Annotated in this window: 27 protein-coding genes; 10 read left to right on the top strand and 17 right to left on the bottom strand. The window is 47.2% G+C overall.

What is annotated here, in order from left to right; genetic code table 11:
* Positions 1 to 8: 8 nt before the first annotated feature.
* From astB to ACXAH1_RS04120, 3 genes are all read right to left on the bottom strand, one after another.
* Positions 9 to 1,346: an N-succinylarginine dihydrolase gene (gene astB, locus ACXAH1_RS04130; RefSeq protein ID WP_475194064.1), complete on the bottom strand. Its 1,338-nt coding sequence runs from the start codon at positions 1,344 to 1,346 to the stop codon at positions 9 to 11.
* A gap of 337 nt (positions 1,347 to 1,683) precedes the next feature.
* A complete protein-coding gene (locus ACXAH1_RS04125; protein ID WP_475194062.1) occupies positions 1,684 to 2,649 on the bottom strand; it encodes a calcium/sodium antiporter in 966 nt (321 codons plus the stop codon).
* An 81-nt stretch (positions 2,650 to 2,730) separates the two neighbouring features.
* Positions 2,731 to 3,717 (bottom strand): zinc-dependent alcohol dehydrogenase family protein, encoded by a 987-nt coding sequence (locus tag ACXAH1_RS04120; protein WP_475194061.1) that lies wholly within the window; start codon positions 3,715 to 3,717, stop codon positions 2,731 to 2,733.
* Positions 3,718 to 3,815: 98 nt separating this feature from the next.
* Here ACXAH1_RS04120 and ACXAH1_RS04115 point away from each other — a divergent pair, with 98 nt between their 5' ends.
* The 3 genes from ACXAH1_RS04115 to ACXAH1_RS04105 all read left to right on the top strand — a co-directional run bounded on the left by ACXAH1_RS04115 (position 3,816) and on the right by ACXAH1_RS04105 (position 5,641).
* Positions 3,816 to 4,709 carry a LysR family transcriptional regulator gene (locus ACXAH1_RS04115; RefSeq protein WP_475194058.1) on the top strand — a complete coding sequence of 298 codons (894 nt, stop codon included), beginning with the start codon at positions 3,816 to 3,818 and terminating at the stop codon, positions 4,707 to 4,709.
* A gap of 63 nt (positions 4,710 to 4,772) precedes the next feature.
* On the top strand, positions 4,773 to 5,282 hold the full coding sequence (locus tag ACXAH1_RS04110) for an RNA polymerase sigma factor (protein ID WP_475194056.1): 510 nt from the start codon (positions 4,773 to 4,775) through the stop codon (positions 5,280 to 5,282).
* 5 nt (positions 5,283 to 5,287) lie between these two features.
* Positions 5,288 to 5,641, top strand: a complete 354-nt coding sequence (locus ACXAH1_RS04105) for a DUF6768 family protein (RefSeq protein WP_475194054.1) — start codon at positions 5,288 to 5,290, stop codon at positions 5,639 to 5,641.
* Between the two features lie 15 nt (positions 5,642 to 5,656).
* Here the strand turns inward: ACXAH1_RS04105 and ACXAH1_RS04100 are convergent, their stop codons facing one another.
* The 6 genes from ACXAH1_RS04100 to ACXAH1_RS04075 form a co-directional block, all read right to left on the bottom strand.
* Complete coding sequence (locus ACXAH1_RS04100) at positions 5,657 to 6,025, bottom strand: hypothetical protein (RefSeq protein ID WP_475194052.1); 369 nt, start codon at positions 6,023 to 6,025, stop codon at positions 5,657 to 5,659.
* A 29-nt stretch (positions 6,026 to 6,054) separates the two neighbouring features.
* Complete coding sequence (locus tag ACXAH1_RS04095) at positions 6,055 to 6,705, bottom strand: flavin reductase family protein (RefSeq protein WP_475194050.1); 651 nt, start codon at positions 6,703 to 6,705, stop codon at positions 6,055 to 6,057.
* A gap of 63 nt (positions 6,706 to 6,768) precedes the next feature.
* The gene (locus tag ACXAH1_RS04090) at positions 6,769 to 8,331 is read right to left on the bottom strand and encodes a cryptochrome/photolyase family protein (RefSeq protein ID WP_475194048.1); all 1,563 of its coding nucleotides are present in this window, start codon (positions 8,329 to 8,331) and stop codon (positions 6,769 to 6,771) included.
* A complete protein-coding gene (locus tag ACXAH1_RS04085) occupies positions 8,324 to 8,476 on the bottom strand; it encodes a DUF2256 domain-containing protein (protein ID WP_475194046.1) in 153 nt (50 codons plus the stop codon). Before ACXAH1_RS04085 ends, ACXAH1_RS04090 begins: the two co-directional genes overlap by 8 nt.
* Positions 8,477 to 8,491: 15 nt before the next feature.
* Positions 8,492 to 9,943: a cryptochrome/deoxyribodipyrimidine photo-lyase family protein gene (locus ACXAH1_RS04080; protein WP_475194044.1), complete on the bottom strand. Its 1,452-nt coding sequence runs from the start codon at positions 9,941 to 9,943 to the stop codon at positions 8,492 to 8,494.
* Complete coding sequence (locus ACXAH1_RS04075) at positions 9,940 to 11,304, bottom strand: DASH family cryptochrome (protein WP_475194042.1); 1,365 nt, start codon at positions 11,302 to 11,304, stop codon at positions 9,940 to 9,942. The genes ACXAH1_RS04080 and ACXAH1_RS04075 overlap by 4 nt, the downstream gene beginning before the upstream one ends.
* A gap of 161 nt (positions 11,305 to 11,465) precedes the next feature.
* Here ACXAH1_RS04075 and ACXAH1_RS04070 point away from each other — a divergent pair, with 161 nt between their 5' ends.
* Positions 11,466 to 12,305, top strand: a complete 840-nt coding sequence (locus ACXAH1_RS04070) for an alpha/beta fold hydrolase (RefSeq protein ID WP_475194039.1) — start codon at positions 11,466 to 11,468, stop codon at positions 12,303 to 12,305.
* Positions 12,306 to 12,383: 78 nt separating this feature from the next.
* On the opposite strand, the gene ACXAH1_RS04065 is transcribed toward ACXAH1_RS04070, so the two are convergent.
* Positions 12,384 to 12,824, bottom strand: coding sequence for a hypothetical protein (locus ACXAH1_RS04065; RefSeq protein ID WP_475194038.1), 441 nt, complete (start codon positions 12,822 to 12,824; stop codon positions 12,384 to 12,386).
* 117 nt (positions 12,825 to 12,941) lie between these two features.
* On the opposite strand from ACXAH1_RS04065, the gene ACXAH1_RS04060 reads away from it, so the two are divergent.
* A complete protein-coding gene (locus tag ACXAH1_RS04060) occupies positions 12,942 to 14,156 on the top strand; it encodes an endonuclease/exonuclease/phosphatase family protein (protein ID WP_475194037.1) in 1,215 nt (404 codons plus the stop codon).
* A 104-nt stretch (positions 14,157 to 14,260) separates the two neighbouring features.
* On the opposite strand, the gene ACXAH1_RS04055 is transcribed toward ACXAH1_RS04060, so the two are convergent.
* Positions 14,261 to 14,746 (bottom strand): hypothetical protein, encoded by a 486-nt coding sequence (locus ACXAH1_RS04055; RefSeq protein ID WP_475194034.1) that lies wholly within the window; start codon positions 14,744 to 14,746, stop codon positions 14,261 to 14,263.
* Between the two features lie 1,012 nt (positions 14,747 to 15,758).
* Between ACXAH1_RS04055 and ACXAH1_RS04050 the strand changes: the two genes are divergently transcribed.
* The 5 genes from ACXAH1_RS04050 to ACXAH1_RS04030 all read left to right on the top strand — a co-directional run bounded on the left by ACXAH1_RS04050 (position 15,759) and on the right by ACXAH1_RS04030 (position 18,078).
* On the top strand, positions 15,759 to 15,890 hold the full coding sequence (locus ACXAH1_RS04050; RefSeq protein WP_268795156.1) for a hypothetical protein: 132 nt from the start codon (positions 15,759 to 15,761) through the stop codon (positions 15,888 to 15,890).
* Positions 15,891 to 15,903: 13 nt separating this feature from the next.
* The gene (locus tag ACXAH1_RS04045; RefSeq protein ID WP_475194031.1) at positions 15,904 to 16,050 is read left to right on the top strand and encodes a hypothetical protein; all 147 of its coding nucleotides are present in this window, start codon (positions 15,904 to 15,906) and stop codon (positions 16,048 to 16,050) included.
* A gap of 15 nt (positions 16,051 to 16,065) precedes the next feature.
* Positions 16,066 to 16,200 (top strand): hypothetical protein, encoded by a 135-nt coding sequence (locus ACXAH1_RS04040; protein ID WP_475194030.1) that lies wholly within the window; start codon positions 16,066 to 16,068, stop codon positions 16,198 to 16,200.
* 425 nt (positions 16,201 to 16,625) lie between these two features.
* Positions 16,626 to 17,396, top strand: a complete 771-nt coding sequence (locus ACXAH1_RS04035; RefSeq protein ID WP_475194028.1) for a HEAT repeat domain-containing protein — start codon at positions 16,626 to 16,628, stop codon at positions 17,394 to 17,396.
* Between the two features lie 4 nt (positions 17,397 to 17,400).
* Positions 17,401 to 18,078, top strand: coding sequence for a hypothetical protein (locus ACXAH1_RS04030; protein ID WP_475194026.1), 678 nt, complete (start codon positions 17,401 to 17,403; stop codon positions 18,076 to 18,078).
* Between the two features lie 130 nt (positions 18,079 to 18,208).
* Here ACXAH1_RS04030 and ACXAH1_RS04025 read toward each other — a convergent pair whose 3' ends face one another.
* From ACXAH1_RS04025 to ACXAH1_RS04000, 6 genes are all read right to left on the bottom strand, one after another.
* On the bottom strand, positions 18,209 to 19,051 hold the full coding sequence (locus tag ACXAH1_RS04025) for a S1 family peptidase (protein WP_475194025.1): 843 nt from the start codon (positions 19,049 to 19,051) through the stop codon (positions 18,209 to 18,211).
* A gap of 118 nt (positions 19,052 to 19,169) precedes the next feature.
* The gene (locus tag ACXAH1_RS04020; RefSeq protein WP_475194022.1) at positions 19,170 to 19,784 is read right to left on the bottom strand and encodes a DsbA family protein; all 615 of its coding nucleotides are present in this window, start codon (positions 19,782 to 19,784) and stop codon (positions 19,170 to 19,172) included.
* Between the two features lie 145 nt (positions 19,785 to 19,929).
* Complete coding sequence (locus ACXAH1_RS04015; protein WP_475194021.1) at positions 19,930 to 20,451, bottom strand: hypothetical protein; 522 nt, start codon at positions 20,449 to 20,451, stop codon at positions 19,930 to 19,932.
* 201 nt (positions 20,452 to 20,652) lie between these two features.
* Entirely contained in the window at positions 20,653 to 21,651 is a 999-nt protein-coding gene (locus ACXAH1_RS04010) for a hypothetical protein (RefSeq protein WP_475194020.1), read from the bottom strand.
* An 85-nt stretch (positions 21,652 to 21,736) separates the two neighbouring features.
* Complete coding sequence (locus tag ACXAH1_RS04005) at positions 21,737 to 22,627, bottom strand: NAD-dependent epimerase/dehydratase family protein (protein ID WP_475194018.1); 891 nt, start codon at positions 22,625 to 22,627, stop codon at positions 21,737 to 21,739.
* An 11-nt stretch (positions 22,628 to 22,638) separates the two neighbouring features.
* Positions 22,639 to 23,190: a nucleoside/nucleotide kinase family protein gene (locus ACXAH1_RS04000; RefSeq protein ID WP_475194017.1), complete on the bottom strand. Its 552-nt coding sequence runs from the start codon at positions 23,188 to 23,190 to the stop codon at positions 22,639 to 22,641.
* Positions 23,191 to 23,274 lie beyond the last annotated feature (84 nt).

The following is a 23,274-nucleotide window of genomic DNA, read 5'->3' as shown; positions in this document are numbered from 1 at the left end:
CTCACGACTTACGCCTGTTGAAATGAGTAAACTGACCGCAAATTCAGGATAGTCGTTAACTCATCCAGTGCCGTCTGACACTCTGTCATTAAACTTGGGTCTGCAAGATCGGCTTCGCTCAACCTGTCGCGGTAGTGTGTGTTTATCCAGTCACGCAATTGATCATATAAGCGCTGGTTGAGTAAACACGACTGATTCACAGCACTGAGTTCTTGCTCAGACAAGGTTACTCTCAGGCGTAAGCATGCCGGCCCGCCGCCATTTTGCATGCTTTGTTTAAGATCCATATAAATCACTTCGCTTACCGGGTTGCTGGCCTGACACAACGCAGATAAATACTGCTCCACTTTGCCTACCATCTGACATTCTCCCGGCGCAATCACGGCCATACCACCGGACGGCAAGCTGACCAGCTGGCTGTTAAACACGTAACTCTTAACCGCTTCTTCAACACTGATATCGGCATTTTTTACCTCAATCAGGTGAAGCGGTCGGTCGCCCTGATAGCCCGCTTTGATCTGCTCAATCACGCTTTGCTGCTGATAAAACGCCTGCTCATGGAATAAAAAGACATTTTCATTGCCAATGGCAATCACGTCATTGTGAAATACGCCCTGATCTATCACCTCAGGGTTTTGCTGAATAAATAAAGTATGCTGCGGGTCCAGCTGGTGGCTGCGCGCAACCGCCTCGGATGCCTGGCGCGTCTGGCGTGCAGGAAATAATTGCGGCTTAACCTGAGTATGGGCGTCTTCGCCATAAACAAACAACGCAAAACCCTGATGTCCGTAACTGTCTGCCAGACGCGTGTAGTTTGCCGCGCCTTCGTCGCCATACAATGGGTGCTGTGGCAGTGCATCATGATGACTGAAAAAGTCAGGATTACTGAACATGGCTTTGAGGATCTGACTGGTCTGAGGCGCTTCAATGGCCCTGTGTAGCTTGTTATTCAGATTGGCAGGCGTGATGTGTAGTTTTCCGTCTGCCGAATCGCAGCTCGGTGATACCGTCGCCGCGTTTGCTGTCCACATTGAAGAAGCTGAGTAGCATGCCTTAAGCAGTTGAGGCTGAACTTTTGCTGCTTTGCTTATCATCGCACTGTCTGAGCCCGTGAAACCACAAGCTCTGAGCGTGATTAAATCCGGTCGGGCATTAGGTGCAACTACACCCTGATGCAGGCCCAGTTGAACCAGGTGCCACATTTTCTCGAGCCCCTGAAGTGCCGCCTGTTTTGGGTTCGAGATTTTGTTGGCATTTGATTTGGACGCCACATTACCATACGACAGCCCGGCGTAATTGTGCGTTGGGCCGACCAGGCCATCAAAATTTACTTCGTAATAGTTCATATTGCCCCCTTTTGGTGCAAGTTGCGCGGTATGGGATCCTCAAATGCACCAGATTGGTTATTGTTCTTGTCGATGATCTGCCTTACCTTCTCGGAACATTTACCTATATTCAATCATTTCAATAGGTTAGTAATTTCACTGTTAGTAAGACTTAGAAAATTCACCTATCACAGTGTCAAGAGCTGTGCCATACCAACCACTTAATTTAACATCCGGCTTTGAAGTCAGACGATCTTGACACAAATCTGGCAAAAATTTGACTTTCAGGATGCTCAATATGAGTGGCGTTTTGCACGGTCAGTGGCAGAGTTATACCCTTAAATGAGTAATGTATTGACTAACTTCCAAAGACCTTAAAACTGAGGATAAGATAAGCTATATAGCCGCTAAGTAACACGCCGCCTTCCAGTCGACTTAGGCGACGCCCGGTGAACAGGAAAAACAACAAAATAAACGCACTGGCAAGTAGCACCCACAAATCAAACTGCAACACGCGAGGGTGAGCTGGTAGTGGCTGTAGTAAAGCAGAAACCCCGAGGATCCCAAGGATATTAAAGATATTACTGCCCAGCACATTGCCAATGGCAACATCGGCATGGCGACGCATTGCGGCAATCAAAGAGACAGACAGTTCGGGCAAGGAGGTGCCCACCGCCACTAAGGTTAAACCGATCACCGCTTGTGAAACAGCAAAATGCTGAGCCAGGCCCACCGCCCCTTTCAGCAGCACCTGAGAACCCAGTAATAACAGCGCCAAGCCGGCGACCAAAAACAAGATAATGCGCCAGGCAGCATCTGGCACGACTTCAATTTCTTTTGCCTCATCAGCATACATTTCAGAAGCAGGTGAACTGTGGTTTTTTTCGCTCCAGTAAGCAATGCCCAGATAACCGACTAGTGCCCCCAACAGTATAATGCTGTCTGTAGCCGAAAGTCCCTGACCACCTATCAGTACCGCCAGCAACACAGAACTCAGCACCATGATAACCCCATCACGTCGCAGGATCAGTGGCTGTACAGACATGGGGCTTATCAACGCACACAATCCAAGGATCAACAAGATATTACCAATATTACTGCCAACCACATTCCCCATGGCTATATCGGGCTGAGCCTGAGCTGCAGCATCGACAGAGACCACCAACTCAGGCGCTGAAGTGCCAAACCCGACAATCACCAGGCCACTGAGCAAAGGTGAAACGCGCAACCGCCGAGCCGCAGCCACTGCGCCTCGGATCAGCGCCTCACCACCCAGAGTCAGCATGGCAATACCCGCTAAAATGAGGCCCAAATCCAGCATCATAAGTTATTAGTCCCTGTCCATTAAGCACTTATACTTTAGACGCTGTTTCCTATCTTTTACAAAAGATACTAACAAATAGCGCTAAACATCAATCACCACTTTGCCCATCGCCGCACCACTTTGCAGACGTGCATGCGCCTGCCCTGCCTGGGCTAACTCAAAACGCTGTTCATCCAGTACCGGTTTTAGCTCACCAGCTTCGACTATGTTTGTTAACTCGTTCAGAATATGATGATGTGCTTCACGTTTGTGATTATGCAACATAGGGATCAGCATAAAGACCACATGCAAAGATAGCCCTTTAAAGTGCGCCAGCGACAGATCAAGGTCCACCATAGCGACCGTTGAGGCAACATGACCATTGAGTGCAACCGCCTCAAACGAGTTGGCCATATTAGCTCCCCCGACCGAGTCAAAGATCAGATCAAACCCTTTGCCATCGGTGTGCTTAGCAACATAGTCGGCAACCGACTCGGTTTTATAGTTGATTGGTTCGGCGCCCAGACGCTGAATTAAGTCCAGCTGGGCTTCACCGCCGCCGGTAGAATAAACACGGGCGCCAAAATGCTTAGCTAACTGCAATGCCACATGACCGACCCCACCAGAGCCGCCATGCACTAGTACCTGTTGGCCTGCGCTAATATCCCCACGTTGTAACCCTTCATAGGCGGTGATCCCAACCAGGGGTAACGCCGCTGCTTCTCGCATACTCAGATTACGCGGTTTACGTGCAATCAATCGTGCATCGGCCAGCATATATTCCGCCAGTGCACCTTGTAAGTCGGCCAGCCCACCAGCACAGCCATAAACTTCGTCGCCTGGTGCAAAGCCGGTTACGCCTTCGCCTACCTCAACCACTGTACCGGCAAAGTCCATCCCCAAAATGGCAGGTAAAGCTGGTGACAAGGGCAGCGCCTCACCCATGGTACGGATCATGGTATCCACGGTGTTAACACTGCTGGCTGCAACTTGCACCAGCACATGACCGGTGCTCACGCTGGGTTTAGCAACCTCAGTTGCGCTAAATTCGGCGTCATCACCATATTGATTCAAAACCATTGCTTTCATAATTGAGCTCTCCTGTGTTGATGACGAAAACTATACTTGCCTTTCAGTATTTTGATAATAGACTTGGTTTTATAATCACTTTATGTATTTTGTTGATAATGAACATTGAACATCTGAAGCTGTTTATCCGCATTGCCTCCACCCACAACATCAGTCAGGCAGGTCAGGACCTGGGGCTGTCAGCCGCGGTCGCGAGCAGTCATATTCATAAGCTTGAAACCGACTTGGGCGTAAGACTACTGCACCGCACCACCCGCAAGGTCGCTTTAACCGAAGAAGGACAGGCGTTTTTGCCCCATGCCGAGGATGTATTAAACGGCATTGAAGCCGCCCGCGCCGCCATCGGCGCAGGCACCACCAAACCCAGTGGCAAACTGAGGCTGACCATGCCCGCCTCCTTTGGCCGCATGCACGTTCTGCCGGCTTTACCCGGCTTTTTTGCGCTTTATCCAGACATTAAGCTTGACCTGAAACTCTCCGACACCATTGCGGACTTGGTTGAAGGCGGGTTTGATCTTGCCATCCGAAATAGTGCGCTGAAAGACTCAACTCTGGTGGCCAAGAGGTTAGCAACAGATACTCGCCTGCTCACTGCAGCTCCCGATTATCTGGCCCTTAAAGGAGAGCCACAAAGTCCTGAGGATTTGCGCTCTCATGCCTGCATTACGCTCTCTGGGCTGGAACACTGGTCTTTTCATACCCAAGATGGCGTCCAGACCATTAAAGTTCAGGGTCAGCTGCGCGCCGACAATGGCGATGCCATCAGAGAAGCCTGTCAACTTGGCCTTGGGATCACCATTAACTCGCGCTGGAGTGCCTATCAGGCATTACGCTCTGGAGAGTTAGTTGAGGTGCTCGCGGACTACCCTTTGAAGTCTGATACCGCCATCTGGCTGGTTTACCCCAGCTCCCGATTACTCGCGCCTAAAGTACGGGTTTTTATTGATTACCTGACCCGCTATTTCGGCGACATCCCTTACTGGGAAAAATAATCTGATGCTCGTGAACCTTTTTATGTGCTGCGCCGTCTTGTAGAAAAAGCCACAAGGAATAGCATGGAACCATCAAAGGCCGCATTACTGGTATTGTCTGCCCAACTGGGTAACCGGCGTGCGTTCGAAACCTTATGCGAAGCGTTTTATCAGCCAAGCTGGCGGTTTGCAATGAAACTCAGTGGCCAGCGCGCCTGTGCAGATGATATCTGTCAGGATGTCTGGACCAGTGTGGCGAAAAAGCTCGGGCAGCTGAAAGAGCCCAGTGCTTTTCGCGCCTGGGTGTTCAGGGCCATCTATCGACGCTTTATCAGTCAAAAGCAAGGCGAAAGTCGGTTCGAAGACAGTCAGCCTGAACACGCCTACGAGACACCGGATCTGGATACCTCGCTGAGCATTCTGGCACTGATAAATCAGCTTGCAGACGACGAGCGCTACTGCGTGTATTTATTTTACTTAGAGCAGATGTCTCTCAGAGACATCGCCAACATACTGGATGTCCCCCAGGGCACCGTTAAATCGAGATTAAACCGCGCACGATCCCAATTGCGTGCCATGGTTAACGAGGAGTAAGCATCATGAATTTAGACAAAGAGATCAGTAAAGCATTACAGCAAGAGCAAGCAGAGATGGCCCCGATCCTCGCTGAGGAAAAAGGCCTGTTCACTATGTTGGGCAATGTATATCAGGGCAATACCCGCTTTTGGGTGATTTTGGCGTCTATCAGCGCCCTGTTGATCACCTTAGGTTTTGTATACAGCGGTTATCGTTTTTATATTGCCACATCGGTGATGGATCAGGTCTTTTGGGCGGTGTGGTTTATCGCCGGTTTACTGGTGCAAATAGCCACTAAGCTATGGATCTTTATGGAAATGAATCGCCAGAGTGTCCTTCGGGAGATCAATGCTCTGGCAATGCGATTGACTAAATAAGCGCAGGGCCCGCTTTTAGCGAGATGCTGAAGGCGGGGCTTGTTCACAGATCACTTTTCCGAACACGCTGGCATCTACCTCAAGGCATTGCAAGTCATTGTGGACTAACTTCACAGCGTCGCTGCAGCGTTTCTCCCGCACCACCGGATGACCTTTAGGCTCAACGCGATAGGCGGTACCCGCACACAACTCTTTTGCTGCGCCCAGCCACAATGTAAGCAGCTCAGTCGCTGGCTCGTCGGGATCAGACACGGATACGATATAAACCCCATTTACCCCTGAGTCTGTTACCTCTATTTTTGACGCTGCTAAAACTGCGCTACAGGCCAATAACAGCATTGCTGCAATGGTTGAGTACCATATTTTATAAAAAGCGGTTGTCACCTTGCGCTTAATGCTCCTTTTTGCGATAGCTATTCGCCGTCCAGACTCAGCGCTCTGGGCGGTTGTTCAGGCTTTGCATAGCTCAATCGGCCCAGCCTTTGGGTTTTATGATAACTGTCGAGTCCGGAAATAGCGACTGTATTGAGAGACTCGATGTCGATATAACCATCGGCTTTAATGCTCTGTTGCGGCAGATGGATGTCCATCACCTCACCAATCACCATAATGGTGCCATTGATCTCCAGCTTTTGCACCTCACGCAACGCCAGCGCAAACTTAAGCTGGCTTTGCGCTACATAAGGCGCAGCAATGCCCGCTACTTGCTGAACCTCCAGCCCGACCTGCGCAAATTCAGAAACGCCGGGCGCATAACGCGCTGAAGTCTGGTGCGCTTGTTGCCAGATTTCCGCATTCACATGATTCAGTGTATAAAAACCTGTGGCTTTAAGATTACTCAAGGTATCTCTTGGTACCGTATCTGGGCGAATGATCATGCCTATCAGCGGCGGATTGGCACCGATATGAAACACCGAGCTGACAATGGCCAGGTTTGGGTTGCCCTGTGTATCTTGTGTGCCGACCAGGTTGGCACTTTTAAACCCGGACAAGCTATTTACGAACCGTGCCCTTTCCCGCTCTTGCATATTTGCCAGATCTTCCCGACTAAGCTGTTTGATCATCTCTATACCTTCCTCATTTATCACTGTTTCTAATGCACTGATACGCCTCCCGGGACGCCAGCGTTAAAGCCGTTCAATATTGTCGAGTATCTGCCTGGCGCGCTCGAGCACGGCTTGTTTGTCTTCGTCTGACTTTTTCAGCCAGTTGCTGTATACCATTTTGGTGCGCGGGTTACTGGCAAACTGTGCATGGTGGTGCTGCATAAAGTGCCAGTACAAGGCATTGAGCGGACAGGCAGAGTCAGTGACGGTTTCTGTCACCTTGTAGGCGCAATCGCCGCAATAGTCGCTCATTTTTTTAATGTAGTTGCCACTGGCCGCATAGGCCTTAGAGCCAACAATGCCGCCATCAGCAAACTGGCTCATGCCCCGGGTGTTTGGCATTTCAACCCATTCGATGGCGTCGATATAAATGCCCAGATACCAGTCATCGACCTCATCCGGGTCAATGCCAGCCACCAGGCAGAAGTTACCTGTGACCATCAGGCGCTGGATATGATGCGCATAGGCATAGGTCAGCGATTGGGTGATAGCATGACTGAGACAGCGCATTTTGGTCTCACCGTTCCAGAACCAGGATGGCAGAGCACGCTTGGCCTGCAAATGATTGAGCTGTGCATACTGAGGCATATTGGCCCAATAAATCCCCCGCACAAACTCACGCCAGCCAATGATCTGGCGGACAAAGCCTTCGATTTGAGCCAGGCTGATGGTCCCCTGAGACTGCTCGAAGGCCGCAATGGCCGCATCGACCACCATTTTTGGGCTGAGTATTTTGGCATTAATCGCAAAAGACAGGCGGGAGTGATACAAGCTCCAGCCCCGGTCTTCACCCAACTCTATCAGCTTGCCCGTCATGGCATCCTGAAATCGTCCGAAAGACGGCAAACAATGTTGGCAAAAAAACGTCAGCAAGTCTTTTGCCTGAACCCGGTTAACCGGCCACAATAACTGCTTATCTGCCTGCCCTATGGTTTTGATCTGGTGACGTTCCAGTCGCGCTAAAATGTCAGTGACATCGTTAGCGAACACCAGTGGCTCGGGGATATCGGCAAGATCCGCCGCTTTGAGTTTGTTGCGGTTATCGCTGTCGAAGTTCCACTGGCCACCCTGCGGTTCACCATCGATCATCAACACGTTAAATTCGCTGCGCATCTTGCGATAAAAGTGCTCAAGGCGATGACGCTTGTCGCGCTTGAAGTAACGACTTAGCTGTTCGTCGGCGAGATAAAAATGCTCAGTGTCATACACACTTGATGTGACTGAAAGCGACTCACAAAACTGTGCCAGTTGCGTGCGCAGCCGATATTCGTCAGGGAGCTGATAGGCAAAATGACTGATGTTGTGCTCGCTAAACAGATGCGTCAGTAGTTCAGGGAGAGAGGCAAAATCCTGAGTATCATCCAGCGTCAGGTGAAGTACCCGGTGCCCGGCCGATTCGAGTGCCTGCGCAAAGGCTTGCATTGCAGCGAAAAACGCACACACCTTTTGAACATGATGGCGTGTGTAACTGGCTTCCTGATGTAGCTCGGCCACCACATACAGTACATCGTGGGATTTTTCTTTGTACCAGGTGTGACCAGCATTAAGCTGATCGCCCAGGATTAATCTCAGTTGCTTACTCATGAGGTTCTCTCTGCGTTGACTTGCTGCCTGCACAGCGTTTGGAGCAATACTTAACATTGGGCCAGTCCCGTTGCCATTTCTTGCGCCAGTAAAAAGGACGCAGGCAGACCGGGCAAGTTTTTTGCGGTAACTGTGATTTCTTCATTCTCTCATCCAGCTTTTAACTTGGCCGTACGTGTCGTTTTAAGATCCGCTGCGCCTCTTTTTTTACCTGAGGTTTCTTGCGCCACTGCCACAGCAATTCCTGGGCTGCTTTATAGCTTAGCTTTAAATCAACAATCGGCTCGGGGTAGTCTTTGCCAAGTTCAATGCCGTACATCAACTGCTCCATTGGAGAAAGCGTCCACGGCTGATGGACCAGCGGCGATGGAATGTCTCTGAGCGCAGGCAGCCAGGTTTTCACAAATTCGCCATCGGGGTCTTTTTCTTCCCCCTGCTTAACAGGGTTGTAAATACGAATGATGTTAATGCCCGTCACGCCTGCCTGCATTTGAAACTGGCTGTAATGAATGCCAGGCTCAAAATCCAGAAACAGGCGAGCAAGGTGCGCAACCCCGGCGCGCCAGTCAAGCTCAAGATGGTGACATAAAAAGCTCACCAGCATGGCGCGCATACGAAAGTTAATATAGCCAGTTTCAATCAGGCACTTCATGCAGGCATCTACCATAGGGATCCCGGTGTTGCCCGTTTCCCAGGCGTGCAACCTGCGCTGCGCCTCATCGCCGGTGCAGCGCGGCAGCTGTTCATAGCCCCGGTTAATGTGCCTGAACTGCATCTCGCATTCGCTTTCAAACTTCTGAATAAAGTGACAATGCCAGTGCAGCCTGGAAGAAAAGGCCACCAGAGTGCGGCGCCAGCCAACCATTTTCCAGTGGGCCAGCACACTCTGGTACACCTGACGCAAACTGATGTTACCCCATGCCAGATAAGCAGACATACGCGAGCAGGCCTGCTGACTCAATAAGGGACTTGAAAGACTATATGAATAGCCTTTGCCCCGCCCCTGATAAAACTCTTCCAGAACACGATGTGCCTGAGACTCTCCACCAGGCTGAAAAGTGCCAGGAGGGACACTAAACCTCTGCTGGATTTCATCAAGTCTTCCTTCGCTCGCTTGCAACTTAAACCAATTTATTTGAGACAAGTCAGGCGTCGCGCATATGGAACGCATGGTTTTCTGCCATTGCTTGTCCCAACTCTGTCGTTGCCTCAGCCCGCGTTGCACTACACCACTGCGGGACTCTGACCAGTGTATCCCCTGTGTTGTACACCATGCTGACACCGCCTTATCTCGCTCGAACGTGTTGGCCAGTCCAATCTCCTGATGAGAATACAAACCCGATATCTGCCACGTGTTGTGGATGTGCTCCAGCGTATCCAGCGCAGGTTTGTCTGAGACCCATAACGCGCCGTCCGGAATACGTTGTCTTATATCCTGTAAAGACTGTAATACAAACTGCCAGTGACGCGGCGAATAATGCGGATCTTCCAGCAACATAGGCTCGAAACAGTACAGCAGAAGTACAGGTGCGCCACCGGTTATCGCCTGACACAAAGGTTCGTGGTCAGACAATCTGAGATCGCGTTTAAGCCAGACAACCGCAACACTCATGCATCGACCTCTGCTGGTATCGGCCAGTCCGCAGCATCTGCACTATCTAGTGCCGTGACGCCTTGCTCACCACGCCACTTTTGTACAAACAAACCATGCTCGTCATACTGGTGTGCCTGCTTTTCAATGTTAAAGTGACGACCACCCCGAGGGTCAACACCGACGCCCGCGATGTACTGCCAGTTTCCCCAGTTTGAGGCGACATCATGATCGAGCAGCTGTTGCTGAAAATAAGCTGCGCCATAGCGCCAGTCCAACCCCAGTTCGTGCACAAAATAACTGGCGACAATTTGCCTGCCCCGATTTGACATATATCCCGTTTCGTTCAGCTGGTTCATTAGTGCGTTAACCAAAGCAGAGGGGGTGCAACCTTCACACCAGCGTTGAAAACGCTCGCTCATAAAAGTAGTTAAGGGCTTTGTCTGAGCCAGCCCCTGAAAACGGTAAAGCTTTGCCCCAAGCTTGAGGCTAAGCCATTGAAAATATTCACGCCACAACAGCTCAAACTTGATCCAGTAGGTCGACTCATTGGCCTCCACTTGCTTCTCAAACGCTTCGGTTGCCCACCAAACCTGGCGGGGTGACAAATTGCCCAGCGCCAGGTAAGGACTCATTTTTGTTGAGTTCAGCCAGCCATCCAGTTCATTGCGGGTCTGTTTATACCTGCTTGCCACGCCGCTCTCAAAATAATCTTTAAGATGCGCCTGAGCTGCTTCTTCGCCCGCTGGAAAATCCAGCGGTACTCTGGTTTCTGACAGGTTTGATTGGAGCTGTGCTTGCCACTGCTCCAACTGTATGAAAGCCAGGGAGTGATCCTCAATGACCAGTGGTGCCGGTAAGTTGCTGGGGTCAAAACGGCAGGACGTCACCACTGACAAAGGTGCCTTTTCAACCCGCTTACGAAACTGAGTAAAACTGCCTAAATCGCTGTTTAATGTCTGGATTTGAGCTTGGTCAAACAAAGTATGTTGCCAGAAGCTGTGTACTGGGACAGGTCCCAGTGCCCGGCGCGTATGCTGCAGTATTGTACGCTCATAAAAGCCAATCGGTTCCGCACAGATCACCTGATTTATCTGGCACTTTGATACCGTTTCCGGCAACAAGAGGTTGGGCTCACCTTCAAGCACAAAAAGCTTGTGCCCGCAGGCTTTTAATTGGCTGTCTAACGTCATAAGGGAGTCAGCGATGAACGCTGCCTGTCTGTCGCCAAGTAATTTACAGCGATGATTGGTCTGGGTGCGATACCTTGGGTTAATCACATACACAAACATCAGCGCATCACTATTTTGAGCAGCAAAATCCAGTGCGAGGTTATCATCAAGCCTCAGATCTTGTGTAAACCAGTAAAGTGTTTTTTTCACGCGCAGCCCTGTTAGATTTGGTTATATGCCATCTTTTACGAAACCGGAAAAGAAAAAGTTCAGCGATGAACTTTCAATATTTATTGAAAGTTCAATAATATTTGCGATAAGCTATCTGTGGTAAATCAAATAATAAACAATTCACAACAGGAACTTGTACTATGAACAAACTCGCCGTCGTCGTGCTGTTAGGCGCCACATTTGCAGGCCAGGCTGGCCAATCTCAGGATACCCATAACTATCAATACACAGAAATCGGAGGAAAAACGCTGGCCTATGCCTGTCAGGGGCAAGGTAAAGTCACGGCATTACTGGTCTCTGGTATGGGGCTTGACGCGCATACTACCTATAAAAACACCTTGCATAATGCCAACCCAGAGGGTTATCGGTTGTGTTTTTATGACCGGGCTGGTTATGGCAAAAGCCAGTACGAGAACCCCAAGGTCAGAACTATGGTTGAACTGCGCGACGAATTGGCTGGGCTGGTTGAACACCTGAAAGTCGAGTCTCTGGTGCTGGTACCGCATTCTTTTGGCGGTTTTGTCGCCCGTGCCTACGCCAGCAAATACCCTGACAAAGTAAAAGGAATGGTGCTGATAGACACAGCCCATGAATCCTGGTTCGACGCCTTGAAAGCAAATATGTCAAAACCCGGTTGGGACACGATGGAGATGATCATCAACTGGGAGCGTGAACATAACTCGTTTGAGGACTTTGCCGAGGCCTCCAGCCATTCTGCGCTTTATAAAATTAAAGATGATCTGCCTGTTACCGTATTATCGCGCGGCATCCCTCATGTAACCATCAGGCAAACTAAAATGAGTTACGCTGATATTGATGTCTACACACAGACCTGGAACGACTCACAAGAGAAGCTGGCGAAGCTGAACCAAAATACCGAAGCGGTAACAATGAAATACGCCTCGCACCTGTTTGATGAAAGTGACCCCTGGATTGCTATAAAACATATAGAAGCCATGGTGAATAAAGCCAAGCTCTGAGGGTAAGGCCAACCCGCTCAGGTCCCTGGCCCGGATGTCCTGAGCGAATTGCAAAATGCAGGTCGCGGTTGACAGAGCTCAATGCATGGTATATTTTTTGACCGCCCGATAACCAAACAGATAACACAGCCCAACGACCAGCCAGACAATGCCAGCTATTAGTACAGGCTCACTGATTTTTTCCGGATAACGAAAAAACAATTGAATGGGCAACACCCCCCGTACAATACAGACAGCAGATATACTATAAATACCCAGCCGCAAAAAAGGCAATCGTCGAATAAACCGAGCGGCAGATAGCGCATAGCAACCCAGTAAGATAAAAATCGCAGATACAGCCACTGTCAGTAGCGGTGCCATCAGCGTGCCTGCGCGAGCAGACTCCACCACAAATGGCGGTGCCATCTGGGCCGCATAGCACTGCGGACCAAAGTAAATACATGACATATGCGCAACGGCAACTAAGAAAGCGGTAAGGGTTGCGAGCAGTAATAAAACAATGCCATATCGTCGACTCATACCGGTAAGCTCCTTATTAAACCTAGACTTAGAATCAAACACACAACGAAATATTAACACATTTCTTTGCAGAAAAACGGTATAGTGAAATGAGTATTCATCTGTATCAGGCTAACAATGAAACCGATTTTCTTACCTTTAGCACTGGCCGCCACCGTTTTAAATACAGGTTGTCAGAGCACTTCAACCACACTCTCCTCAGACTCACAGCCAACAAGTGAGCAGACTCTGAGAGTGGCCACGTTTAATGTCAGTATGGAGGCGACTAATTATGATATGTCGAATCAACAGTCACTCTCTGGCAATGCGTTAACCTTTGCGTTAAAAAGTGGCGAGTATGAGCAGATAAATAATATCGCACAGATCATTCAACGCACCCGGCCCGACATTATTCTGCTAAACGAGTTCGACTATATAGAAGAATCAGAGCAAGGCATTAACTTGTTTAAACATGATTACCTTGAAGTATCCCAGAATGGCTTTGCGCCCATTGAGTATCCTTATGTGTATCTGGCACCAGTTAATACCGGCGTAACAACGCCATTTACTGGTGATAATGCTCGCCTGACTCATTATGGGTTTGGTAAGTACCCAGGCCAGTATGCCATGGTGTTACTATCTAGATATCCAATCAAACAGGAGCAGATAAGAACGTTTCAGCATTTCCTATGGAAAGATATGCCAGGGAACCTGATGCCCGCGGAGCAAGATGGCAGTAGTTGGTACTCAGCAGAAGAGGTATCCGCCATGCGCTTGTCCTCGAAGTCGCACTGGGATATTCCTGTACAGATATGCAACAAACAGCTCAACGTCTTGGCCAGTCACCCTACACCACCGGTGTTCGATGGTCCGGAAGACAGAAACGGCAAGCGTAATCATGATGAGCTAAGATTGTGGAAAGACTACATTAGCGCTTCAGGTAACGACTACATTTATGACGACAAAGGACGAGCTGGTGGATTTGCAGATGAGTCATTTGTAATCCTGGGCGATTTGAATGCCAGCCCGGTTGATGGTGATGCCTACCCGGGTGCCATTGATCAGTTGCTAACCCACCCGCGCGTTAACGACTACCCTGCACCAACTTCACAAGGTGGGCAACTCAATAAGCCGGACAATCCACATTCAGCTACCCATACCGCACACTGGGGAATGCGAGCAGATTACGTACTGCCCTCTACTGATCTTGCCGTCAGCGGCAGTGGTGTGTTCTGGCCAGCGAGTGGCGAGGCGGGCGCAGAGCTGGTGGCAGACAGAGCGTCATCATCAGATCATCGTCTGGTGTGGGTAGATATTGTATTGCCTGCACTGGAGTGTGAAAGCCACCTATAAAGAACAAGACATCCTTTATAGATACTTTTTGGCATCGCGTGCTTTTATGTGAAACAATTCAGTTTAAAAGTTGTGATGCCAGATTCTGTGCAGGCCTTATCGCTTTATTGATCTTTATCTTGCGCGCCATGACACCGCTCATGGCTTACTCTCAAATTGAACATCTGATCCGGGCGATTAGACGGATCTTTGTCAAAAAAGTTGATTTCAATAACCTGTCCCTGCTCCAACATTTCAATGAAAAGCTCTGCCTGGCACACCTTCTCCAATAAACTGGCTTTGTATATATCTTTGATAGCTTGCCTGTTTGGTCTGCGTGCTCCATTTATTAGCTCAGCGCCATCGGAATAGTCAATGCGCAAATGGAGGCGTTTATCATATTTACTATAATTGACTACCCTGATTTTCGGGTCCCCCTCTGCTAGCTCGGTATTTAGAGTCGTCAACTCGTTTTTAAAAGCACGGTCTTTCGGACTTCCAATAAAAACCTCTAAGATAAAACCGAAAAAAAGTATCCCTAACAGCAAATACATACCATATTTTCTGTAGTCATCATATTGTGAGCTCTCTTCGTTTAGGGGTGAATTCATCTAACTTCCCTCAATTACAGTAATTCATGATCCGATAAAAACTTATATCTTTAAAACCAAAAAATCATCTTAATCAAACCGGGTAGGAAATAAATAACATAGGTTACATCAAAGCTTATTACACATATTTGGGCTTTAGGCAGAGGCTTATCAATTATTTAAAAAAACAGTGATTACAATTTTAGTTTTAAATACATCATCCAGCCTATTGTACCACATAAAATAAAGAGTTCATTGCCAAGCAGTGAAATCACCAGACTATATTACTTAGATGACATCTTTTTAATTTCAGACAACACCCCCTTTCCTTGCGGCAATTTAATCATCCCACACATTATGCATAGCGCTAGCAATTTAAAATCCACCAGGCAAATTTGAAATACACTTTTAAATGCAACCAAGAGTAAATAGACGTGAAGAGCAGCTAAAACTCACCAAGTAATTCTCACTCATCATAAGATGATCATTACTGTAAAAGGTTATCATCAGAAACCTTTCACAATACATTTTTTAAGCATTATTTACGCAAGTAATATTACTGAACAACCTAGTTATTACCTGCGTATAACAAAAAAAGATAGGCCATTGTTTTTATTTGTTATTTTTCAATTTCTGTGTATTTTGCATTTGCCAGGGTTTTCATCCATTCTGTGTGGCGTCGACTAGGTGAGACGCTCAAAAATGTAAAGTCAGCTTAGTTCGTGAACTTGACATAAAAGGTATAAACAACATGAAAACACTTACAAATGATTGTGTACGCACTAACTCTGGTGGTGAGCTTCCGCCTGATATAGTACCTACATTCCCTGAAGACTATAAATAACAAGAACATATAACGAAGCGTTTAGAAAGCCTCGTTTTATGTAAATAATTGGAGTAATACCATGAGCAAAAGCAAAACCTTTACACCACAAGTTATTGACGCATTAGAAGTAAAATCTGCCGTTAACGGCGGCGGCATTTTTGAGCCACCAATTTTCATCGGCCAGCCTTAATAGAGGAAGTAATTACAATGAGCAAATCAAAATCGTTCAACCCAGTAACAATTGATGAATTACAACTTAAAGAAGCCGTAACCGGTGCAGGCATTGACCGCCCAGTATTTATTGGCTACCAAGATCCAATTGATGTTATTAAGTTTTAATTAAGGAAAAACAATGAAAAAAGCAAACCAATTTACACCTAAAACAATCGAAGCACTGCAACTAAAAGACGTTACCGGTGGCGGTATCGGTGACAGGTTCTGGGATGGCCGCCCTGTTTTCATCGGTTACCACGAGCCAGTTGAAAATATTAAGTTTTAATTTAGGAAAAAAACAATGAAAAAAGTAAATCAATTTACACCTAAAACAATCGAAGAACTACAACTAAAAAACGTTACCGGTGGCGGTATCGGGATTGACCGTCCAATTTTCATCGGCTACCACGAGCCAATCGAAAACATTAAGTTTTAACTGAGGATATAACAATGAAAAATTCAAAAACATTTGCACCAAAAACAATCGAAGCGCTAAACCTTAAAGAGATCTCTGGCGGATATGGTATTGAATTACCACCTGAATTCATCGGTATCCATTAATTAGCGAAATGTAGCTGGCATCGTTGGTCCAAGTTTCTTCGGCTACCACGAGCCAATCCACACTAATAAATTTTAATTGAGGATATGAGAATGAACAATCCAAAAACATTTACACCAAAAACGATTGAAGCACTTAATCTGAAAGAAATCGCAGGCGGCTATGGCACTTCACTTCCACCTGAGTTTATCGGTATCAAGTAAGTAGATAGCGCTATAGATAGGTCGAAGTAGCAGTGGTATCGCTACTTCACCTCTTTTCACGAAACAATTTCGTATTATGGCAGTATAAAAGGACGGCATATGATGACTGATAACTTTATAAGTATGTTATCGACAAGCAGCTCAGTTGAAGGTCTCGAAAACACATTCTTTGACTATGTGGAAAAACAGCAATTCAAAACACAAATTGAGCACATGGTTGCGTGCAAAGATAGCACTTCTTTGGGTAAAATCGGCCGCAGGGGTATTACACTATATGAAGATGATACCTGGCTAATGCTTATTACTTTGGATGCTTTTGCAACTCAAAGTGGTGTAGCAAACACGTTTGCATCCGAGTCTTTATACTGTGTTATTTCAGATCATCATTATGCAGTGAGCGTCTATCCGGAGCTCAATGGTGTACTCGCATTACCCGATGAAAATAACCTTACTAAGACTAAAAACCTGAAAATACAGGCAAAAGATTACGCTTACGTATTTCATGGACAACAAGAAAAAGTCGTCGTTGCCCTGCACAATAAATCAGTCACGCGAGACGTATGCCCGCAATATGAAATTGCAACGGGCAATAAAATCGCAAGTTACTCTGGTACTCAAAATCTGGAAAGATATAAGGTCCTTGTCGGGTTTTTACCTCAATTTGGTGCAACAGGCGCCCCGTACCTGAGTGCACTCACCAAACACAGAATAAATGCCATTCGTTGGCAAGCTCTGGTGGAACTGTTCAAGGTGGACCATCAGCTGGCAAAAAGTACATTAATTGAGCTCTTAGAAGACCCCTGCCAAATCATCAGAGCGCAAGCCAAAGCTACCCTGGCTCAGTTAACAGAATTTGAAGAGGCGTGTTAGTCATATGGAATTTTACTCACCAAAAACCGTTGCCCCTAATTCCATTGCAGGATTGATGGCGTTTATTAAAAACAATATGAAAGAAGGTCAGAGACTGTGTGACACGCCAGGCCTGGTAGACCAGTTAATGGGGCTGAGAGCGAATATTCCCGATGTATTGGATCATATTATGCAATCACTTCAGCACCCCGAAGCCAATTCATACGGTAAGAACTCATTTGTACTATATAAAGATGATACCTTGATGCTACGTGCCGTTGTGTGGGAGCCAAGAACAGACAGCGACTACACTAAAGATGATGAAAACCTGTTCGCATACGGCTTATGTCATGACCACAATTTCGAGTTATTGACGCTGGGACTAAGTGGCAGTGGCTATACAACACACATGTATGAGTATCAACATAAAGGCAGCGCCTATGAAGAAGGCGAAGAGATTGATATTCATTTCAATGGCGACTTTGTATTAGAAGAAGGGTGTGTGCTTTATATGGATAAGTCTCAGGACTTACATTCACAAAGCCCGCCTAAAGAGCTGTCAATGTCACTAAACATCATTGTGGATAGCGGTAAAAAAGAACAGCCTGTTTTTGTCGATACACACTCGAAGCGTGTTATCTCATTTGGCAATGTAATTGATGGCGATCGTTATATGCAGCAACTCCGGCAAGCCCTCAGCTGATAAAACTGGATTGACCTTCTCTGAACCCTGCTCAATGCAACTATGGTCAGCGAAGGTCATTTAATACTGAGTTCCCTATAAAAAACTGAGACGATTAAAAAATGGCTTACTTTTTTAGCTAACTCACTTTTCATAAGGACAGTGAGCTGCACAATGCATCCATCCTTTTCTCTTCCATGTTTTCGTGCAAAAAGGGATCCACGCTGGCTAATTGACGTCTGGCAGTATCGCTTTTCGCGCCAATCACTTGCTCAATCCAGCTCTGATAAGACGAAACTCGGGTATAAAGCTCAGTAACGCCATATTCACCGACATCGTAAAACCAGGAATCTGTTCGTGAACTCACACCGAGTAATACTAAGCGCCCGTCTTGTTTGATATAGGCAGGTCCCCCGCTGTCACCATTACCAGAGACCCCTTCCAACGCCTCTCCTTTGCTCCCTTCATCAAATTTAAAGACAATATCGGCGTCTGTTACTTTGACTATTTTATTTTGCGCTTTTCTTAACTTCCCTTTATTGTCCTTATAATTGACTGTTTCTCCCTGATCACCGGTACCGAAACCACCAGCTCCAATAAACCACACCACTTGACCTTGTTCGTCCTGCATATTGTAAACCTCAGCCGGTTTCACACTCGTCACTGGCTGAGATAGCCTGAGCAAAGCAATGTCGTGTTGCTTGCCTAATCGATATTCGGGGTAACTGAAACGCTGTGATACTTTAACCAGCTCATTGCCCACTTTTATTGATTGCCCCGGGTTCATACAAAACACGGTATGGGCTGCTGTCAGTACCCAGTCGGGCGCTATCAAAGTGCCATGGACACCGATGTTATAAAGGGTTGCCAATGGCGGAAAGTCAGAAAGGGAAGCGTCATAGTGTTGCTCAGGTACATCGTGTCGAATAACGATGGCGTTGGCCAACGAGGTAAACAGACCGATTGTAAGAAGGATAGAACTGCTAATTTTCACTGTATTAATCCTTATTTATAACAGTTGTCAGATATGCAGAGACTTGCGGATCAATGTAGCAAATAACAGCTTATGTGTTGTTTATTGGCCGTTTCATTTTGTAAGAATAGATTACAGTTCATTCTGTTGGCAGTTGCCCAAAGCGCTGCTCAAGTTCTGTTGCGCTGCAAAACCCCAATGTCAGAGGATAAGCGTTGTCCTGTTCATTGACATAAAACAACGCAGGAAAGCCAGAAACCCTTAAACGACGTGTTAACTCCAGATGCTGGTTGAGTTGTGTTTGTGTCTGAGCACTGCCCAGTACTTCCTGAAATTTTGGCTTATCGAGCCCGATGGAGTCTGCGCACGCTATCAGTGTGTCATCCAAAGAAGGGTTTTGTGCGAGCTGATAGTAGGCTCGCTGAATGGCTTTTGCCATGTCCATAGCACTGTTTTCCCGTATACTTTGTGCGGCAATCACGGCTCGACAAGCCTGATAAGTCGCACGCACGGGGGTGTTGAGCTGCCAAAAGTCATGATTAAACACCACCTGGGTTTTGCGCTCTATTTGCCGCCAATAAGAAGCGATGGTGTCTCTGAGCGCCGGATCCATCGGCTCGGTTGTGTCAGGTGCCAGGCCTCCCATAACCCAACTAATCTCGGCCCCGGGACGGTTGGACAAAAACAACTCTAACTCTGGCTGAAAGCCGTAGCACCAGCCACACATAGGATCCATTACATATATAAACTGCATTATTTGCTCACTTTAGAACGCTTGACCGGTACAATATCGCATTATACTGCTACGCTCTTGCCCTGTTCATATTTATATTCTGGAACTCTAAAATTACATTCATAAACAAACCATAGCGAGCCTGCCTGACTCGCTATGGAGCTGCCTATATACCAACCCTATTGGGCTTTTCAGCGCCTGGCAAAACATAAGGCTTGTTCAGAAACTGATATAGCTCAGCAACAGTTTCTCTGGTAAATGTAAATGAACCATTCATGAAGTTTTTCAGAGACAGTTCATCGACGCCATGAAAGACGATAACTGAACCTGCCTTGCCAAGGTCAACTCTGCTAAATGGCTCATCATCGTCTGTTGGCTCCAAGAAATTTGCTAATATCTCCTTGAAGGCATCCAAGTAGTCCGGCTCAATAACCCAGAATGGAGTGTGTTGGTAGTCACCCTGTATATAGCTTGACGACTTCAAGCTTAATGCATACAGCCCACCTTTGCGATCATATTTACCGACTTCCACATTGGATAGCCTTATTTCACCCTCTTGAATCTGGGTGTCTGACGTAGTTTGCTCTATAACGTTACTTATTGATATACGATTTTCAGGGTGGAGGGTTGTCTGGCACGCAGAGAGCACACCGACCATAAGCAACGCAGTTAAAGTTTTAAATTTCACTATAATACACCTAACAAATACCATAGCGCACACTAGCTAACTCTGGAGGGAGCTATCAGCGTACAGCAGTAAAGATCTTGATAGTAAATGACAGCGTGGTTACATATTAAATAACCCAGCGCCGATACAATCAGATGCAATTGTACCTTAAACGAGCGCGAACCATAGCTGTTAATTGCCAAGCATACGTAAATTTAGATCTTAAACCACATAATCAACCTGCTGAACAAGGCCTGGCTTTCCGTTCTCATCAAGATAAAAACCCGATTTTCGAATTGCGCCCTGTAACTGCCCGTCTGCTCTGATGTTCATAGGTGTGTCTGCATTTTGCAGAGCAATGGCACCTATGTTGGCATCATTGAGTGACACTAATTCATCCTGTTCTTTGTTTTTGACCCAAACCTTTAGGCTGTCAAAGATACTGTCATTTTCATCAATAAAGCCGTTTCCGTCGTCGTCATACTTGGCCAGGTCGGCAAACCCATTGCCACTGAGCGCACCAAACAGCTCCTTACCATCGTCGATTTGATTGTTTTGATTGAGATCCAATGCCAGATAACCGTACCCCTTTTTCAGTTGCGCAAAGGTATCTGCGTCACCATCAGCATCTATATCAAAATCCATACGCTCGCTGTCCAACTCTACGGCACGATTGGTGAAACTGATGATCAGGGGATCTTTCATATTCACGTTTTCAATGGTGCGTTCATAACTGGTATGTGACTGCTCGAAGACAGACTTAAACGCGAAACTGATCTGCTCCCCGCTTTCAAGCCGAATTTGCCCATCGGCTTTGAAGACGTTTGACTGGCTCTCGTGTGCCAACCGCTCGACGATAACCTGTGTAGGCTCAGTTGGGCTGGCATTTTCCTGCTCTCCCGCCGACATAATCTCGGACATTTCAGCATGTGAAATATCTTTTCCCACCACAGCGTCATACCACTGAACGTCACTGCCTGAGAGTTTTTCAACCAGCAATTTCAGGATGTACATTCTGGCGCTGGTCTGCATATCCAGCTCTGTCGACGTACTGTCTACGTCCGACACCTCCCCCTGCAGGGTCTGGCCCCCATTACCAGACTGGGTAGGGTTAACGTTCTCAGACGTTGGTGGATCCGAAATTTCAGTCCGCTTTTCATAAACATGGGCCTGACCCTCATGCTTATTACTCATATTAACTTGTGCATTTTCAATTTTCATAGCTCCTCCGCTCCATCCATGTAGTTTGGTATCGGCCAGGCCGAACAAACTTTAAGCGAATTCTGCGGGTTTTTGCACAATTTGTTTATGGCAGAGAGCGACCACGTATACAGGGTAATACCTCAGCAGTTTCGGTATCCAGCATCTCCAATACTCGATTAAAATCATGTGTTGGTTGCCATTGCAGTTGCTGCCGTGCGGCCGAAGAGTCATATACCCGGTCAAGAGACTTAGGCAAAGACCAGTTACGTTGCTTAAATACCGACATCAGGTCAGGGCATTTTTCAGCGATGACAGCCGGTGCATCCTGGTATAAACGCTCACAGTCTGTGCGGCTAAAAGGTGTGGAGCCTGAGATGATAAAACGCCTAAAGCCCGTCAACCTTTTTTGTATGGCACATAAATGTGCCGTCGCCACATCTCTGGCGTCAATACCACGTGTCAGCCTGTAGATTGACATGAGATCAGCAGGCTCAGGAAAACAGCGCGACATTTGTAACACCGTTACCGGCAAACTATGCTCTGTCGAGATAGTTTGTAATGCTTGCTCTGCCAATATTTTACTTCGGTGATAAACCGACTTTGGCTGAGGTACGGTTTGCTCGGTGATCCAACCTGCGCGCCCTGAGGGTGTAGAAGCATGACCGTACAAGGCAGTCGTGCTGGTAAAAACAAAGTGCTTTATCCCAGCCCGAACTCCAGTCAGAGCAAGTTGTTTTGTCGCGTCTAGATTGATGGACTGAAACATATCTTCATCAACCAGCCCTACATGAGGGGCATGCAGAGCTGCTGTATGGACAACTACATCAATGCCCTCAACGGCCTCGTTTAACAAATCGATATCACGAATGTCCCCAACCAAATCAGCCGTTGAACAAGGGGTTTTATCTAAACCAACCACCTCGTATTCACGCATCAGTTTGATATAAATTGCCCGCCCAACTCTACCTGCCGAACCCGTTACCAATACCTTCACTGTTTTTTACCTTATACTCGCAACGACTGTAGCCAGTCCGCCACTTTGTCAGCGCAGGCCTCAACCGGCAGATCCTGTGTAATGCTCATATCGCAGTTGCACCGGGCCATACTGACCGTGTCTGCATAAATTTCTTTTAAATGATCCTGATATTTTATCAGATAGTCTTGAAGGGCATTGGGTGAATCCGACTGCCTGAGGACAAAATGTCTGTTGATCACACGTGATAAACACAGCGCCAATGGCAGATCAAGCAGCACCACATAATCTATCAACGACGCGATGCTGGCACGTGCTTTGCCAAATGGCTCTTCAACAAACACATATTCGGGTCTGCCTGCAAAACCTAATTCTAGTGCCTTATTCATAGCTGGCGTTTTAATTTTGGATACATCCGCCCCATCTGCGTGCCATTGCCGCAAATTCCGTGGATAGCTCCGAGTATCGACATAGTCATCAAAGAATATGCCGGGACATCCGAAACGCGCAGAAAGCACTTTTACCAGAGACGTTTTTCCACTTCCTGAAGCGCCGCTAATGGCAACAACAACCGTTTTACGCATTTCAATTTCTTTGTGAGATGAATGTATAACGATCCTATGCCAATACTCGTAGAATACCAATTAATTGTTTTACAAAGGAGAATA

The sequence above is a fragment of the Pseudoalteromonas sp. AWH4_217 genome, assembly GCF_056161105.1.
The sequence above is the reverse complement of the archived record's forward strand: the minus strand, read 5'-3'. Positions and strand labels throughout refer to the sequence as shown.

What these genes read in the sequence shown, in the direction of transcription:
- astB (WP_475194064.1), bottom strand. Translation starts at nt 1,346, where the DNA reads ATGAACTATTACGAAGTAAATTTTGATGGCCTGGTCGGCCCAACGCAC.
- ACXAH1_RS04090 (WP_475194048.1), bottom strand. Translation starts at nt 8,331, where the DNA reads ATGAGTAAGCAACTGAGATTAATCCTGGGCGATCAGCTTAATGCTGGT.
- ACXAH1_RS04030 (WP_475194026.1), top strand. Translation starts at nt 17,401, where the DNA reads ATGGAATTTTACTCACCAAAAACCGTTGCCCCTAATTCCATTGCAGGA.
- ACXAH1_RS04095 (WP_475194050.1), bottom strand. Translation starts at nt 6,705, where the DNA reads ATGATCAAACAGCTTAGTCGGGAAGATCTGGCAAATATGCAAGAGCGG.
- ACXAH1_RS04040 (WP_475194030.1), top strand. Translation starts at nt 16,066, where the DNA reads ATGAAAAAAGTAAATCAATTTACACCTAAAACAATCGAAGAACTACAA.
- ACXAH1_RS04110 (WP_475194056.1), top strand. Translation starts at nt 4,773, where the DNA reads ATGGAACCATCAAAGGCCGCATTACTGGTATTGTCTGCCCAACTGGGT.
- ACXAH1_RS04050 (WP_268795156.1), top strand. Translation starts at nt 15,759, where the DNA reads ATGAGCAAATCAAAATCGTTCAACCCAGTAACAATTGATGAATTACAA.
- ACXAH1_RS04035 (WP_475194028.1), top strand. Translation starts at nt 16,626, where the DNA reads ATGATGACTGATAACTTTATAAGTATGTTATCGACAAGCAGCTCAGTT.
- ACXAH1_RS04125 (WP_475194062.1), bottom strand. Translation starts at nt 2,649, where the DNA reads ATGATGCTGGATTTGGGCCTCATTTTAGCGGGTATTGCCATGCTGACT.
- ACXAH1_RS04060 (WP_475194037.1), top strand. Translation starts at nt 12,942, where the DNA reads ATGAAACCGATTTTCTTACCTTTAGCACTGGCCGCCACCGTTTTAAAT.
- ACXAH1_RS04115 (WP_475194058.1), top strand. Translation starts at nt 3,816, where the DNA reads ATGAACATTGAACATCTGAAGCTGTTTATCCGCATTGCCTCCACCCAC.
- ACXAH1_RS04065 (WP_475194038.1), bottom strand. Translation starts at nt 12,824, where the DNA reads ATGAGTCGACGATATGGCATTGTTTTATTACTGCTCGCAACCCTTACC.
- ACXAH1_RS04055 (WP_475194034.1), bottom strand. Translation starts at nt 14,746, where the DNA reads ATGAATTCACCCCTAAACGAAGAGAGCTCACAATATGATGACTACAGA.
- ACXAH1_RS04105 (WP_475194054.1), top strand. Translation starts at nt 5,288, where the DNA reads ATGAATTTAGACAAAGAGATCAGTAAAGCATTACAGCAAGAGCAAGCA.
- ACXAH1_RS04010 (WP_475194020.1), bottom strand. Translation starts at nt 21,651, where the DNA reads ATGAAAATTGAAAATGCACAAGTTAATATGAGTAATAAGCATGAGGGT.
- ACXAH1_RS04020 (WP_475194022.1), bottom strand. Translation starts at nt 19,784, where the DNA reads ATGCAGTTTATATATGTAATGGATCCTATGTGTGGCTGGTGCTACGGC.
- ACXAH1_RS04120 (WP_475194061.1), bottom strand. Translation starts at nt 3,717, where the DNA reads ATGAAAGCAATGGTTTTGAATCAATATGGTGATGACGCCGAATTTAGC.
- ACXAH1_RS04080 (WP_475194044.1), bottom strand. Translation starts at nt 9,943, where the DNA reads ATGAGTGTTGCGGTTGTCTGGCTTAAACGCGATCTCAGATTGTCTGAC.
- ACXAH1_RS04000 (WP_475194017.1), bottom strand. Translation starts at nt 23,190, where the DNA reads ATGCGTAAAACGGTTGTTGTTGCCATTAGCGGCGCTTCAGGAAGTGGA.
- ACXAH1_RS04070 (WP_475194039.1), top strand. Translation starts at nt 11,466, where the DNA reads ATGAACAAACTCGCCGTCGTCGTGCTGTTAGGCGCCACATTTGCAGGC.
- ACXAH1_RS04045 (WP_475194031.1), top strand. Translation starts at nt 15,904, where the DNA reads ATGAAAAAAGCAAACCAATTTACACCTAAAACAATCGAAGCACTGCAA.
- ACXAH1_RS04085 (WP_475194046.1), bottom strand. Translation starts at nt 8,476, where the DNA reads ATGAAGAAATCACAGTTACCGCAAAAAACTTGCCCGGTCTGCCTGCGT.